This is a genomic window from Alphaproteobacteria bacterium (genome assembly GCA_020638555.1).
GTDB lineage: Bacteria > Pseudomonadota > Alphaproteobacteria > Bin95 > Bin95 > JACKII01.
Window position 1 is genome coordinate 821,569 of record JACKII010000002.1, and the last position, 14,623, is coordinate 836,191.

15 protein-coding genes are annotated in these 14,623 nt (G+C 67.8%); 7 read left to right on the plus strand and 8 right to left on the minus strand.

Going from position 1 to position 14,623, the window contains the following annotated elements; all coding sequences use genetic code 11:
* Nucleotides 1-11 precede the first annotated feature (11 nt).
* On the plus strand, nucleotides 12-701 hold the full coding sequence (locus H6844_09695; GenBank protein ID MCB9929671.1) for an NnrU family protein: 690 nt from the start codon (nucleotides 12-14) through the stop codon (nucleotides 699-701).
* Between the two features lie 120 nt (nucleotides 702-821).
* Nucleotides 822-971, plus strand: a complete 150-nt coding sequence (locus tag H6844_09700; protein ID MCB9929672.1) for a hypothetical protein — start codon at nucleotides 822-824, stop codon at nucleotides 969-971.
* 99 nt (nucleotides 972-1,070) lie between these two features.
* Here the strand turns inward: H6844_09700 and H6844_09705 are convergent, their stop codons facing one another.
* Nucleotides 1,071-1,784 (minus strand): hypothetical protein, encoded by a 714-nt coding sequence (locus H6844_09705; GenBank protein ID MCB9929673.1) that lies wholly within the window; start codon nucleotides 1,782-1,784, stop codon nucleotides 1,071-1,073.
* A 436-nt stretch (nucleotides 1,785-2,220) separates the two neighbouring features.
* Here H6844_09705 and H6844_09710 point away from each other — a divergent pair, with 436 nt between their 5' ends.
* Complete coding sequence (locus H6844_09710; protein ID MCB9929674.1) at nucleotides 2,221-3,012, plus strand: SDR family oxidoreductase; 792 nt, start codon at nucleotides 2,221-2,223, stop codon at nucleotides 3,010-3,012.
* Nucleotides 3,013-3,115: 103 nt separating this feature from the next.
* Here the strand turns inward: H6844_09710 and H6844_09715 are convergent, their stop codons facing one another.
* From H6844_09715 to H6844_09725, 3 genes are all read right to left on the minus strand, one after another.
* Nucleotides 3,116-3,748, minus strand: coding sequence for a DUF924 domain-containing protein (locus H6844_09715; GenBank protein MCB9929675.1), 633 nt, complete (start codon nucleotides 3,746-3,748; stop codon nucleotides 3,116-3,118).
* A gap of 35 nt (nucleotides 3,749-3,783) precedes the next feature.
* Nucleotides 3,784-4,590 carry a putative hydro-lyase gene (locus H6844_09720; protein ID MCB9929676.1) on the minus strand — a complete coding sequence of 269 codons (807 nt, stop codon included), beginning with the start codon at nucleotides 4,588-4,590 and terminating at the stop codon, nucleotides 3,784-3,786.
* An 80-nt stretch (nucleotides 4,591-4,670) separates the two neighbouring features.
* Nucleotides 4,671-5,153 (minus strand): Rrf2 family transcriptional regulator, encoded by a 483-nt coding sequence (locus H6844_09725; protein ID MCB9929677.1) that lies wholly within the window; start codon nucleotides 5,151-5,153, stop codon nucleotides 4,671-4,673.
* Nucleotides 5,154-5,379: 226 nt separating this feature from the next.
* Here H6844_09725 and H6844_09730 point away from each other — a divergent pair, with 226 nt between their 5' ends.
* From H6844_09730 to H6844_09745, 4 genes are read left to right on the plus strand one after another with little or no spacing between them, the layout of a single operon-like run.
* Entirely contained in the window at nucleotides 5,380-6,327 is a 948-nt protein-coding gene (locus tag H6844_09730; GenBank protein MCB9929678.1) for a multicopper oxidase domain-containing protein, read from the plus strand.
* A gap of 15 nt (nucleotides 6,328-6,342) precedes the next feature.
* A complete protein-coding gene (locus H6844_09735; GenBank protein MCB9929679.1) occupies nucleotides 6,343-7,047 on the plus strand; it encodes a cytochrome C in 705 nt (234 codons plus the stop codon).
* Entirely contained in the window at nucleotides 7,044-7,418 is a 375-nt protein-coding gene (locus tag H6844_09740; protein MCB9929680.1) for a cytochrome c, read from the plus strand. Before H6844_09735 ends, H6844_09740 begins: the two co-directional genes overlap by 4 nt.
* Entirely contained in the window at nucleotides 7,415-8,452 is a 1,038-nt protein-coding gene (locus H6844_09745) for a multicopper oxidase domain-containing protein (GenBank protein ID MCB9929681.1), read from the plus strand. The genes H6844_09740 and H6844_09745 overlap by 4 nt, the downstream gene beginning before the upstream one ends.
* 43 nt (nucleotides 8,453-8,495) lie before the next feature.
* Here H6844_09745 and H6844_09750 read toward each other — a convergent pair whose 3' ends face one another.
* The 4 genes from H6844_09750 to H6844_09765 all read right to left on the minus strand — a co-directional run bounded on the left by H6844_09750 (nucleotide 8,496) and on the right by H6844_09765 (nucleotide 14,611).
* Nucleotides 8,496-9,311 (minus strand): phytanoyl-CoA dioxygenase family protein, encoded by an 816-nt coding sequence (locus tag H6844_09750; protein MCB9929682.1) that lies wholly within the window; start codon nucleotides 9,309-9,311, stop codon nucleotides 8,496-8,498.
* A 205-nt stretch (nucleotides 9,312-9,516) separates the two neighbouring features.
* A complete protein-coding gene (locus H6844_09755) occupies nucleotides 9,517-11,580 on the minus strand; it encodes a hydantoinase/oxoprolinase family protein (GenBank protein MCB9929683.1) in 2,064 nt (687 codons plus the stop codon).
* A complete protein-coding gene (locus tag H6844_09760; protein MCB9929684.1) occupies nucleotides 11,577-13,415 on the minus strand; it encodes a hydantoinase B/oxoprolinase family protein in 1,839 nt (612 codons plus the stop codon). Before H6844_09760 ends, H6844_09755 begins: the two co-directional genes overlap by 4 nt.
* A gap of 92 nt (nucleotides 13,416-13,507) precedes the next feature.
* Complete coding sequence (locus H6844_09765; GenBank protein MCB9929685.1) at nucleotides 13,508-14,611, minus strand: Glu/Leu/Phe/Val dehydrogenase; 1,104 nt, start codon at nucleotides 14,609-14,611, stop codon at nucleotides 13,508-13,510.
* Nucleotides 14,612-14,623 lie beyond the last annotated feature (12 nt).

Consider the following 14,623-nt stretch of genomic DNA (forward strand, 5'->3'; position numbering starts at 1 on the left):
GAGGCAAGCCGATGGCCAGTTTGATCGTGGCGACGCTTGGTTTCATCGCCATTCACCTGTTCGTTTCGGGAACGCGGCTTCGGGACCGTCTGGTCGGACGGTTGGGGGAGGGCGCCTATACGGGTCTGTTCTCCGCCGCCTCGCTGGCACTCATCGTCTGGATGGCCATGAGCTACGGCCCGGCGCTGACAGCCGACGGCAATGCCTTTCTGTGGCGGGCGCCCGGCTGGTGGCCGCATCTGGGCGCGATTGTCGTGCTGATCGCCTTCGTTCTGGGCGTGCTCGGCATGCTCTCCCCCAATCCGGGCGCGGTGGGCCAGGCGGGCCGCGCGGCGGAGGAACCCCGCGGCATCCAGCGGGTCACGCGCCATCCGTTCCTTTGGGGCGTCGGCCTCTGGGCGGCGTTTCACCTGGTCGCCAATGGCGATCTGGCGAGCCTGATCCTGTTCGGCGGGTTCGCCATTCTCGCCCTGGGCGGCACCGTCTCCATCGACGCCAAGCGTCGGCGCAAGCTGGGCGCTGTCTGGGACGGGTATGCGGCCCGGACCTCCAACCTGCCATTCGCGGCCATTCTCGGCGGACGCCAGCGGCTGGTGTTGCGCGAGTTCTCGTGGTGGCGGCTGGCGCTGGCGCTGGCCGCCTACGCCCTGGTGTTCGTCCTGCACCCGATGCTGTTCGGTGTTTCACCGACCGGCGGTTGATCCCGGTCGAGACGCTTGCCAAATCGGGATAACATCCTAACCGGAGGAGTTGCCATGCGGATCGAAATCATCTGGTGTGCGCCTTGAAACTATGAGCCCAGGGCCCGCCGTGCGCGGGATTTGCTGCGGGAGCAGGCGCCGAATGCGGAAATCGTGCTGACCAAGGGGACGGGCGGCGTGTTCGACATCGTCGTCGATGGCCGCAAAGCCTATTCCAAGCACAGCACCGGCCGCTTCCCGACCGACGCCGAAGTCCGCGCCTGCCTTTGAGGCGCATCTGCGCCTCAACCCATACGCGAGGCGCATCTGCGCCTGAATCCACACCTGAGGCGCAGTTGCGCGCCTCAGGTTGCTACGGCATTCGCGGCGTCATTGAGCACCGTTGAACGCAACCAGGGCCGGGATCCGGCTGAAATTGGAGTGTCCCGGCTCCCGCACCCCGAAGCGGACCATGATTGCGGCGGGGTTCACGTCTTTCGGCAGCACGCACGCTATCGACGCTAGGAGCGGGTACAACTGGCTCTTCGTCATTTGGACCGTATCCGCCCCGGTCAGCACCGCGCGGTCGGTGTCGTCGTCGGCGAGCAGCTTGCCGCCAAGAACCAAATTATTGTCCGCCGTAAAAAGATAGGCGTAACAAATGATAAGGCCCATTTTTTTCTGAATGGAGTGATCCACTTCCAGATTGGCGGTAAATTGGTAATTGCCATCGACCTTGGGCCGGAAAAACGATGTCAGCACGAATGCCGCGTTATTTCCAACGAACACGTCATTTTTCTTGTCCATGTCGAGGCTCAGCCAGTCCGCGCTGTACAGAAATTTGCCAACGCTTTGCGCGGCTCCGTGCCAGTTGGCCTGCTGGGGTGCGCTCGGCATCGGGTAGACGTTGACCTCCCAGGCGGGAACGAGCGTGGCGGTCCGCCAGGTCTTCGGCACTTCGATCGGCCGCGGGTTTGCCGTCTTTACGATGCTATCGATGCGGGCACTCAGCCGCCGCTCAACATTCCCCATTCGATGCAGGCCGACCAGGTTGACGGTCAAAAGCCCTATGAAACTGACGGTAATCACCGCGGCCAGGATCATGACTATTCCCAAGCGCGATATCGACATCCTTTTTTTCCTTCTCGGTTTTCGTCGATCGGTTCGGAACGGCGGCGGAAGCGGAGTAGTTTAGATTCATACCAAGAAGGTTTACTATAATACGCCCTTGTGAATCCAGCGGGTTCTTCGGCCAACCCGGGGGCAGGCCGTTATTCGCTGTATCCAAGTCGCTGCGTTCGCTAACCCGCGGTATCCCTGATCTCTCCCGCCGGACCTTGGCGGTCCGTGCCTGTTTTCGCGTCCGGGGATACCACCGGATGCTTTCACGGCACCGCGAAAATCGGCCCATGCGGCTTTTGGCGTCAAGAGACAAACAAATGGCCAGGCCGGATGGGCGACGTCTCGCCAAGTCGGTTTCGGCCGTTATGCTAGGGCCGGCTTCGACACCCCGCAAACGCATCCAGGGAAGGCATTGTCCATGCTGCCGATCAAAGACACCGTCACCATCGTCACCGGTTCCTCCAGCGGCATCGGTGCTGCCACCGTGCGCATGCTGGCCGAGAACGGCGGCCACGTCGTCATCAACTATTCGAAGAGTGCCGCCGCCGCCGAGCAGGTGGCCGCCGACTGCCGCGCCCATGGGGTCGAGGCGCTGGTCTGCCGGGCCGATGTCGGCAGCGAGGCCGACCGGCTGCGCCTCGTCGACGAGACCATGCAGAAATTCGGCAAGGTCACCGGCCTCGTGAACAATGCCGGCACCACGGTCTTTGTCGACCACGCCAACCTCGCCGGTCTCTCCGAAGAGGATTTCCACAACATCTACCGACTGAACGTCGTCGGTGCCTTCATGATGACCCGCGCCTGCGAGCCGCACATGCGCGCCGGCGGTTCGGGTTCCGTCGTGAATATCTCGTCGGTGGCAGGGGTTATGGGAGTTGGTTCATCCATTGCCTATGCTGCCAGCAAGGGCGCGCTCAACACCATGACCCTGTCGCTGGCCCGCGTGCTGGGGCCGGAGATCCGGGTCAACACCGTCTGTCCCGGCTTCGTCGTTGGCGAGTGGTTGAAGAACGGCATGGGAGCAGAGAAATACGAGGCAACCCGCGCGGCGCTGGCCAAGGGCACGGCCCTGCACAAGCCCGGCGGCACGCCGGAGGATATGGCCGAGGCCGTGGTCTGGTTCCTCTACGGCGCCCGTCACATCACCGGCGAGTTCCTGCTCACCGATGGCGGCCAGCATCTCGGCCAGGCGCCGCTGGTGGCACGCTAGGGCCGGGAAACGGCAGGCGAGACCATCCCGCCCTGGCGGTGCGTTTCAGGAACCGCCCAACCCCGGTCAAGCCTCGCGCCCGCCGTCAGAGCGGCTGCGGCGACTATCGCGAAGCCGCGGCGGCGCCCTGGCCGAAACTTTCGCCGTCGGTTTGCAGGAAGGCCAGTTCCTCGGCCGTGCTCTCGCGCCCCAGGGTGCGGTTGCGATGCGGGAAACGGCCGAAACGGGCGACGATGTTGCGGTGGCGGGTCCAGCCCTGGATCGAGCGCTCGACATAGGGGCGCCAGTCCGGCGCGGCATCCGCCAGCACGCCTTGCAGCAGCGTCAGGCCCTGATCCTGTTCGGCGATGCGTTCGGAATGGTGATAGGGGTGATAGAGCCAGATGCGCTCGACCGGGTGCAATTCTGCGTCCCGTCCGCTGTCGATGGCGGCACGGACCACCGCCATCGCCCGCGGATCGCCGGCATAGGCGCGGGGTGTCGCGCGGTAGATGTTGCGGGTGAACTGGTCCAGCAGCAGCACCAGCGCAAAGGCGCCCTCCGCCGATGCCTCCCACTCCGTCAGGCCGCCCTCGCAGGCGGCGGGCACCAGGTCGCCGAAGCGCGTGCGGATTTCGGCGTCGACCGGCTCGCCGCCCCTGTACCACCAGTCGCGTCGGCCGCCGGCGGCGTCGGGGCTCTCCAGGGCGGGGCCGAGCCAGAAGCGGGTGATCTCGGCAATGCGGGATGCGCTCATTGTCGATGGGTCCGATCAGTGGGGAGGAAAGGGGGCTAGAAGATCGCGTATTCGGCGTTCAGGCGGTCGGTGACCAGCATGTGGCCGGGCTTGTGGGCGATGCAGATCGGCGGCCGGGCCTGCGCGATCACCGACTGGGGGGTGACGCCGCAGGCCCAGAACACCGGCGTCTCGCCCGGCTCGACCGGCACCGCCGCGCCCCAGTCCGGGCGGGCCAGGTCGGCAATGCCGATTTGGGCCGGGTCGCCGAAATGCACGGGAGCGCCGTGAACCCGCGGAAAGCGCGAGGTGATCTGGATCGCGCGAATGGCGTCGGCCGGCCGGAAGGGCCGCATCGACACCACCATCGGCCCGGCAAAGGGGCCGGCCGGATTCGTGGCGATGTTGGTCCGGTACATGGGCACGTCCGTGCCAAGCTCCCAGTGGCGCAGCGGCAGGCCGGCGGCGATCAGCGCCTCCTCGAACGAGAACGAGCAGCCAAGGACGAAGGCGACGAAATCGTCCTGCCACAAATGCCGGATGTCCGGGGTTTCGTCGGTCAGTTGACCGTCGCGGAAGACCCGGTACATCGGCACGTCGCTGCGAATGTCCAGGTCCTCGCCCAGTTCCGGCAGCCGGGGGTCGCCCGGCGCGGAGGCCGCCAGCAGCGGGCAGGGCTTCGGGTTGAGGTGGCAGAAGCGTAGGAAATCGTCCGCCCAGTCGCGGGGCAGGATCGCGAGATTGCCCTGGACCGCTCCGGGCGCCAGCCCCGGCGTGGGGGCGGCGAGGGTGCCGGCGCGCGCCGCCAGCCGCGCCTCGCGGGCGGCGGAGCGAATGGCGTCGGGAGAAGACAGGGCAGGCATGAGGGCGCTCGGCTGAGGGGAGGACGGGCGCCAGTCTATCGGTTCGCGCGGCCGGAGTCTTCCGCCGCGCTTCCTCCCCGTCAGTCGCTGCCGGCCGCGCCGGGTTGCGCGCCGGCATCGGGCGGTGGGAACACCAGCCGGCGCAGCGCCGCATCCTGGCCGGGCCGGGCGATCAGGTCGGCGAGGGTATAGCCGTCCAGCACGTGGAGAAAGGCGGCCAACGCTTCCTCCAGCGGCCCGCGCAAGCCGCAGGCGGGCGTCAGAAGACAGCGGTTGCGCTCGGCATCGAAACAGTCGACCAGGGTAAAATTGTCCTCGCACGCCCGCACCACCGCGCCGAGCCGGATTGCCTCCGGCCGCCGTGCCAGCGCAATTCCGCCATTGCGGCCGCGGGTGCCCTCGACAAAGCCCGCCTGCGTCAGGGTCTGCGCCACCTTCATCAGGTGGTTGCGGGAAAGGTCGTGCCGGCGCGCCACGGTCTCCACCGTGTGGCGGCCTTCCGGCGCCACGGCCAGCGATATCAAGACCCGGAGGGCATAATCGGTGTGTTGCGTCAGGCGCATGGATTGCTCCGCTCCCGTAAGACAGGACTTGTAGCACAATTTCGTGTCGATGGCGAAATGCCAAGCGACCACGCCCCGGACGCGTCCGGGCTTCCAACCGTTGGCGCCGCCGGGCCATTCGCGGGCCGCCAACCACGCCACTCGGCCATACTTCTAATTTGGTATTTGACATGCGGGTTTCCAGTGGATTTAATATGTATGTTAAATACCACTTTAAGAGGCTGCCATGGCTTTCCGCACCCCCCTCATCACCGCCCTTTCCGCCGTTGCTCTGATGGGGCTGGCCAGTGCCGCATCCGCCGAGACGGTGAAGGTGGCCATGACCGTCATGGAAAAGGACGTCGTCATCGACAACAAGGGCACGACCCAGCGCATGTGGACCTATGGCGGCACCATTCCGGGGCCGGTGGTCCGGGTGAAGCAGGGCGATACGGTCGACTTCACCCTGACGAACGACCCCAAGAACGAGAACAGCCACTCCATGGACTTCCACGCCGCCGTTCTCGACGTGCTGGACGAGTTCGCGGAGATCAAGCCGGGCGAGCAGAAGCATTTCACGTTCGTGGCCGAGCATCCGGGCGTGTTCATCTACCATTGCGGCGCCAGTTCCATGGCCGAGCATATTTCGCGCGGCATGTACGGCCTGATCGTGGTCGACCCCAAGGACGGCTATTCCGACGCCTATCCGAAGCCGGACCGCGAATATGTGCTGGTGCAGGGCGACCTGTTCCAGGAGGGCACCAGCGCCCAGGATCGGGCGATGAACAAGAACTGGGTCGCAGCCCTCGTGAACGGCAAGGTCTTCCACTACGACCCGGTGCACGACCCGAACGCCTCGCTGACGCTGGAGGCCGAGCCCGGCGAGCGGGTGCGGATCTATTTCGTCAACGCCATGATCAACGAGGCGGCGGCCTTCCACCCGATCGCCGGCATCTGGGACCGGGTCTGGGACAACGGCAACCCGTTGAACGTCCGCTATGCCATGCAGACCGTGGACGTTCCGCCGGCCCACGCCATGACCTTCGATATCGTCCCGCCGGCCGGTCGTGACAGCAACAACGCCATCGTCGACCACCGCATGAAACACGCCCTGAACGGCGCGATTTCCGTGCTGATGACCTACAAGGGCGCCGACCCGAACAAGGGGCGGGGCGACCTCACCATCCTGCGCTGACGGAGGAACCGAACCATGCGGAATGCCCTGTTCGGACTGGCCCTGGCGGGAGCGGCGTTCGCCGCTCCGGCAGCCCCGGCCCAGGCCGCCGATGCCGAGGCCTTTCTGACGGAGCAATGCGGCACCTGCCACCAGTTGCAGCCGCCCGCCGACGCCTCGCTGACGGTGCGGGCGGAGCGGAAAGGGCCGCCGCTGTTCTATGCGGGCGACAAGTTCCGCAAGGAGTGGCTGGAGGAGTGGCTGCAAAAGCCGACCCGCATTCGCCCCGCCGGCGACTTCCCGCTCGCCCATGTGAAGCACACGGACAAAGGCGACGTGATCGACGAGTCGACGCTGCCCGCGCATCCCGCGCTGTCCGAGGAGGACGCGGAGATGGTGGCCGAGGCGCTGATGGCGAAGACGCCGAACCATGCCCTGATCGAAGCGGAGGCGTTCGAGCCGGTCCGCCTGTCCAAGCGCATCGGCGAGATGGATTTCGTCAAGTTCAAGGGCTGCGCCGCCTGCCACCGGGACACGCCCAAATACGGCGGCGTCTCCGGGCCGGAGCTCTACACGGCGTGGCAGCGCCTCCAGCCGGCGTTCATCACGTCCTACATCCGCAGTTCCACGGCCTGGGAGCCGCGCTCGCTGATGCCGAGCCTGCATTTGCAGACCGGTGCGATCAACAAGCTCGCCAGCTATCTGAAACTGGTCGGCGAAAAGAAGGGAGACGCGAAATGATCGGACGCATCCTTCTCGGCGGCGCGCTCGCTCTGGCGCTGACCCAGTCGGCGCAGGCCGCCGACGCCGCCCATGGCGGGGCGCTCTACCATGTCTATTGCGTGCAGTGCCACGGCACCGACGGCAAGGGCGACGGCGTGAACGCACCGCACCTCAAGGTGCAGCCGCGCAACCATACCGACCGGGCGGAGATGGGCGCCCGCACCGACGAGGACCTGTTCAAGGCCGTCAAGCACGGCGGGCAGGCGGTGAACAAATCCAACCTCATGCCGAACTGGGACGGCAACCTCACCGACCCGGAAATCCACGATCTGGTCGCCTTCCTGCGCCAGCTCTGCTGTCAGGCGGAAACCAAGGACACCAGCCAATGATCCTGTCCCGCATTTTGCCCGCCGCGACCCTGGCGCTGGCCGCGATGCTTCCCGCGCTGGCCCAGGCCGAATTCCGCCATTTCGACATGACCGTCGAGGAAGTGACGCTGGACGTGGCGCCCGGCTTCAAGGCCGCCGTCTGGGCCTATAACGGCCAGGTTCCGGGGCCGCTGATCCATGTCCAGGAAGGCGACGAGGTGGAAGTCAGCCTGACCAACAACACCACGCTCAACCACACCATCCACTGGCACGGCATGCACCAGATCGGCACCTGGCAGAGCGACGGCGTGCCCGACATCACCCAGAAAGCGATCGAGCCCGGCGAGACCTACACCTACCGCTTCGTCGCCGACCGCATCGGCACGCTCTGGTATCACTGCCATGTCAACGTGCCGGAGCATGTGGGCATTCGTGGCATGTGGGGGCCGTTGATCGTCGATCCGAAAGACCCGCTCCCCATCGAGAAAGAGGTGACCAAGGAGGCCATCCTCATGTTCTCCGGCTGGAATCCGGATGTGGCGATGGAATACGGCAAGGGCGGCAAGCCGGGCGAGCCCATCAGCTATTTCTCCATCAACGGCAAGGCGTTCCCGACGACGCAGCCGCTGCGGGTCAAGAAAGGCGATGTGGTGCGGCTGCGCCTGATCGCGGCGACGGTGGACGTGGCCTTTCACCTGCACGGCCATGACATGATGGTGACGCACAAGGATGGCCTGCCGCTGCCGAAGCCGTTCATGGCCGATACGCTCCACCTGTCGCCGGGCGAGCGCTATGACGTGATCGTCCGCGCCAACAATCCCGGCCGCTGGATCGCCCACGACCATATCGAGCACCACGTCTCCAACAACGGCAAGGAGCCGGGCGGGTCGATCCTGATCCTCGAATACGAGAGTGTCGAACGCACCGACGACTGGTATGTCTGGAAGGACAAGGCCTACGAGCCGGACTTCTATTTCAGCGAAAGCATGACCAAGGGCCCGGGCCTGTTCGACATCCCGGTGCATGAAGGCGAAATGGCGGACCTGCGCCGCTGACCCGCCCGCCGGTGCGCCCCCTGGTCAGACGCTTCGAGGGCGTCTACCGGTCGATGGTGGCCGCCATATAGAGCTGGTAGGCGCGGGCATGGGCTGCCCGCGCCGCCGGCGATTCCGACGGCGAGGCCAGCCGCTCCTCCGGGTGATAATGGCCGAACCGGTCCTCGCCCCGCACCAAGAGGGCGCTGTTCACCGGCGCCGTGGTTGGCTTCACATGCGCCGGAATATAGCTGATGCCGACGCCGATGCGCCGGTCGCCGGAGCGGTTCGGGCCGGAGCAGTGCGGCGTGTGCGTGTGGTGCAGCGACAGGCTGCCGGCCGGCACCGGCACCAGCACGCAGTCATCGTCGCCGAACCGGCCCCAAATGCCCTTGCCGCGACGGATCAGGTGGTTCGGCTGCGGGTCCTCGATATGGGGCAGGGCGCCGTCCTTGAAGGCGCCGGGCACCATGCGCATGCAGCCGGCGGCCGCGGTCGCATCGGACAGCGCCACCCAGGCGGTGACGTGCTCGGCGGGCGAGAGGTGGAAATAGTCGTCGTCCTGGTGCCAGATGATGACGGCGTCGGTGTCCGGCTCCTTGATGTGCATGGTCAGGTGATAGCAGAGAATGTCCGGCCCGATCACGTCTTCCACCGCGTCCAGCACGGCCGGGTGGTGGACGATGGCGTCGGCCCAGTCGAACAGCAGGTGCGACTTGGAGCGCTCCGGGAAGGTGAGGGGTTTGCCGTCGCGGCGCTCGAAATCCTCCAGCCCGGCGCGGAAGCGGGCGACCTCTGCCGGCGTGAGCACGGGCACGGGGCCGGTATAGCCGTCCTCGCGATACTGGCGCACCTGGGCGTCTGTGAGTTGTTTCGGCATGGGTTGCGGGTCCTCACGGGCTGTATTGGGGGCGAGATGTTCGCGCTGTCTCTCTTATCCTACTCCTCCCCCGACTTGATCGGGGGCCCATGCCTGAGAGCCAACCACAGAGTCCGGACTCCATGAGAAGCCCTCTGGCATGGGTCCCGGGTCAAGCCCGGGACGGGGGAGAAAGGGAATTGGGCATCCGCGCAGGCAGTGGCGGTCATTTGGCCGTCCTCACGATCAGATTGCCGTAGCGGTCGACGGTGGCCGTCTCGCCGGGCAGCAGCACGGTGGTGGCATCCAGCTGGGTCAGGATGGCCGGGCCGTCGACCCGCACGCCGGCGCCGAGGCGGCTGCGGTCGTAGACCGGCGTCGGCACCGGCCCCTCGTCGAACCAGACCGGGTGGCGCTCCACCAGCGCTTCGGCGAGCGAGCCGCCGGCCGCGCGCTCCACCAGCCGCGGCCGCGCCAGGTCGCAGGCGGCGGAGACGCGCAGGTTCACCAACTCCACCACGGTGTCGCGCTGGGCGAAGGTGTAGAGCTGTTCGTGCAGGCGGTGGAACCGCTCCACCGCCTCGGCCATGCTGGCCTCCGTCACCGGCCCGTCCGGCCAGTCCACGGTCAGTTCGAAGCCCTGGTGGCGATAGCGCAGGCTGGCCGAGCGGTTCTTGCGCCTTGTGTCGGCGGGGGCGTTCTCGCGTGCGAGCCAGGCGTCGGCCTCTTGCTCCAACTGCCTGAACGTGGCGGCGATGCGGGCGCCGTCATAGGGCGGGGCCTCGACGCAGGTCTGGGCGTAGTCGGCCCGCAGGGTCGAGACCAGCAGGCCGATGGCCGAGAGCACGCCGGGCGACGGCGGCACGACCAGGGTGGTCATTCCCAGCAGCCGCGCCATCTCGCTGCCGTGCAGCGGCCCGGCGCCGCCGAAGGGGATGAGCGCGAACTGCCGCGGGTCCTCGCCGCGCTCGACCGAGATCACGCGGATCGCGCCGACCATGTCGTTGTTGGAAATGGCAAGAATGCCCCGCGCGGCGTCCTCGACGGAGAGGCCCAGCGGCCGGGCCACGTCGCGTTCGATGGCGGCACGGGCGGCGGCGACGTCCAGACTCATGCCCCCGCCCAGCAGCGAGGGCGGCAGCCGGCCCAGCACCAGATGCGCGTCGGTGACGGTGGCGCGCTCGCCGCCCTGGCCATAGCAGGCGGGGCCGGGATGGGCACCGGCGGAGCGCGGGCCGACGGTCAGCGCACCGGTCGCCGTCAGGCTGGCGATGGAGCCGCCGCCGGTGCCGACCGTGTTGATGTCGATCATCGGCAGCGCCAGCGGCCACTCGCCGATCTGGCCGCTTTCGGAGAGCCGGAACTGGCCGTTCTTGATCAGGCTGATGTCGGCCGACGTGCCGCCGATGTCGATGCCGATCACGTTGCGAAAGCCGGCCGACTCGCCGATGAAGCCGGCGCCGACCACCCCCGCCGCCGGCCCGGAGAGCGCCGTGTAGGCCGGCGCGGTCCGCACCTCCGGCGCGCTGACCACGCCGCCGTTCGACTTCATGATGAGCAGCGGCGCGGTGACGTTTTCCTCTGCCAGCCGTTCTTCCAGCCGCGCCACATAGCGCGAGACGGCGGGCATGACATAGACGTTCAGCACCGTCGCCATGCTGCGTTCGTACTCGCGCACCAGCGGCAGCACGTCGGAGGAAAGCGAGACCAGCGCCTCTGGATGCTCCGCCAGGATCAGGTCGCGGGCCTGCCGTTCGTGCGCCGGGTTGGCGAAGCTGTGCAGGAAGCAGACCGCGACGGCATGGATGCCGCGGTCTTTCAGGGTGCGGGCGGCGGCGCGCACGGTTTCGGGCTCCAGCGCCGTCAGCACCGAACCATCGGCGGCGACGCGTTCGCTCACCTCGAAAACGCGGTCGGCCGGCACCGGGCGGGTGGGCTTGATCCACGAGAACAGGTTGGCGCGGCGCGGAATTTCCTGCCGGCCGATCTCCAGCACATGCCGGAAGCCGGCGGTGGTGAGCAGGCCCGCTGGCGCGCCCTTGCCCTCCAGGATCAGGTTGGTCGCGACCGTGGTGCCGTGGAACACCTGGCCCAGATCGGCGGGCGCGATGCCGGCCTGTGCCACCGCCAGGCCGATGCCGGTCATGAAGCCTTGCGAGGGATCCGCCGGCGTCGACGGCGTCTTGGCCGTCCACGAGCGGCCGGTCTCGCGGTCCAGCAGGGTGACGTCCGTGAAGGTGCCGCCGGTGTCGATGGCGACGGCGTAGCGCAGGCCGGGGGTGTCGCTCATGCGGCGGGCTCCCGCGTCTCCAGCGAGTCGCGATAGCCCTGGCGGTGGAACAGGCCGGTGACCGGCGGCCGGTCGGCGCGGCGGCGCGCGGTGGCGGCGGCGTCGACGCTGCGGCCGTCGTCGGCGAGCATGACGCCATAGTCGTGCGCCGCGGCCTCAGGGCTGACATAGCCGTTCAGCACGTCGGCCAGCACCCGCTCCGGCTCGCGGTCGAACGGATGGCCCCAGCCACCGCCGCCGCCGGTTTCCAGCCGCAGCACCTCGCCGCGCTTCAGCACGTTGCCGTCGCTGAACGGGTCCAGTTCCCGTTCCTGCGGAGTGCCGGGGTTGGCGATGGCGCGGCCGCTGCCGCCGTTCCGCCCGCCCTTCACGCCCCAGCTCGGCATGGCGACGCCGTCGATGCGGAGCGCGAATGTGGCCTGGTCGGCCAGCACCTCGATCTCGCGCACCACACCGGCGCCGCCGCGCCAGCGGCCCGGCCCGCCGGAGTCTTTGTTGACGCCGTAGGCGCGGACGCGGACCGGGTAGTCGAGTTCCAGCATCTCCGCCGGAAAGTTCTCCTGGGCGATGTAATAGACGCTGTCGATGCCGTCGGCATAGGGCCGGGCGCCGTAGCCGACGCCGAGCCCATCCGACATCAGGAAGGTGTTGCCGTCCGCGTCCTGCCCCCGGGCGAAATAGATGACATAGGCGCAGTTCGCCGCCATGGACTCGCCGCCCGCCGCGTTCACCAGCCCCATGGTGGAGGACAGGAGCCGCATCATGGTGAGGCCGCGCTGGCCGAGCGGCGCCGGCCAGTTCGGCTGCAACAGGCTGCCGGGGCGCAGCACGATCTCGTCGATGGCCTTGCCGGCGCCCCAGTTCAGCAACAGCGTCCGGTCGCCGCCCAAGAGGTACATGCCCATCATCGCCCGCGGCACGGCCGGGTTGACCAGATAGTTGATCGGCCCCGGCGCCTGGTCGTCGCTGGCGGAGCAATCCAGCACGGTCCGGCCCGGCTCCACCCGCAATTCCAGGCGCATCCAGTAGGGGCCGTTGCCCTGGCCGTCATGGTCCAGTGCGTCGGCGAAGCGATAGGTGCCGGGCGGGAAGGTCTCGGCCAGACGCTTGCGGGCGGCCTGTTCGGAGCGGTCGGCCAGTTGCACGAAGGCGTCGGCGATCAGGGCGCGGGGGAAGCGCTCCGCCAGGTCCTGCAGGCGCTTCTCGCCCAGGCGCACGGCGGCGATGCAGGCGCGCATGTCGCCGCGCACCATGTCGGGAAAGCGGGTGTTGCGCTGGAAAATGCGCATCAACTCCTCGTTCACGACGCCGTCGCGGGCGAGGCGCACGGGCGGGATGATGACGCCTTCCTGGAAGATGTCGGTGCAGTCCGGTGAGATCGAGCCCGGCCGCATGCCGCCGATATCGGCGAAATGCGCCCAGCTTTGCGCGAAGGCCAGAATTGCGCCATCGACGAAGATCGGCTGCACGAACACCTGGTCCGGCGAATGCGAGACCGAGCCCTTGGAGCCGTAGCAGTCGTTGTACCAGTAGAGGTCGCCCGGCCGCATGCTCTCGATCGGATAGTGTTCGAACACCGGCCGCACCGGATCGCCGAACGAGGGGCGATAGGCGCCGACGATCAGGTCGCCATTGTGGTCGAACAGGGCGACGAAGAAGTCTTTCTTCTCGCGGATGAAGCCGGACATGGCGGTGCGCTCGATCAGCGCCTCCATTTCCTTCTGCGCCGATTGCAGCGCGCCGCGAATGACTTCGAGCGAGACGGGATCGCAGCGCGCTTCGGCGGCGTTTGCTGCGGCGGGCAAGGCGGTGTCGGGCAAGGCGGTGTTGGGCATGAGGACCCCTCCGCTGGCATGGCTTCCGGTCCCGCCAGTCTAGGGCCCATTCCCGACGCGCGCCAAGAGCCAACCCGCGGCGGCGTCCGGCGTCAGCGGTGGTCGCGGCGGAAGCGCATGGCGCGCTCGACCCGCTCGCGCGCCATGGCGACGGCGGCGGCCCGCGGCAGCACCGCGTCGCGCTGCATGCGGCGCAGAACCTCGTCCGTGTTGCGCTGGATCTTTTCCTTGATGGTGGCGAGCGCACCGCTCTCGCTGCCGCCATGGTATTCGACGGAGGCGCAGATGACGCCGCCGGCATTGGCGATGAAGTCCGGCACCGACAGCACGCCCCGCGCGTGCAGGGCCGCCTCCGCCTCGGCGGTGGCCGGGATGTTGGCGCCCTGGAGGATCAGCCGCGCCTTGACCTGGCCGGCATTGGCGGCGGTCAGCACGTTGGGCCGGGCGGCCGGAATCCAGATGTCGCAGTCGACGCCCACAATGGCGTCCCGGTCCCCGGCCGTGCCGCCGGCGAACGCGGCGACGCCCTCGCCGGTCTTGTGGTGCTCTGCCAGCGCCTCGATATCGAGCCCGTCCGGATTGAGGGTCATGCCGCGCGAGTCGGCGGCGGCCACCAGCACGCAGCCGAGGTTTGCCAGGAAGCGGGCGCCGTGATAGCCGACCGCGCCGAAGCCCTGCACCGCGACCCGCGCGCCTTTCAGCCTCACGTCGCAATGCTTCTCCGCGATCTCGGCGCAGGCGGCGAGGCCATAGCCGGTGGCGCCGATCACATCCAGCGGAATGCCGCCCAACTCCCGCGGCAGGCCGACCGAGCGGCCGTTCTCGTCGCGGATCCAGGCCATGGCCTCTTCGTTCGTGCCCATGTCCGGGCCGGGAATGTAGGAGGTGATCTCGCGGAGGCCGCGGGCGAAGGCGCGGATCAAGCGTTCCTTGTCGGCGATCGGCATGGCCGGGTCGGCGGCAATCACGCTCTTGGCGCCGCCATGCGGCAGGCCGGCCGCCGCGTTCTTGAAGGTCATGGCGCGGGCGAGGCCGAAGCATTCCTCCAGCGTCACGTCCGGCGCCATGCGGGTGCCGCCGATGGCCGGGCCGGCAGCGGTGTTGTCGACAACGACAATGGCTTTCAGTCCGACGCCCGCGTCGTAGAGTTCGACGACCTTTTCCGGGCCCAGATCGTCGGTGAAGGCGAAGGCCATGGGCTGGTCCTC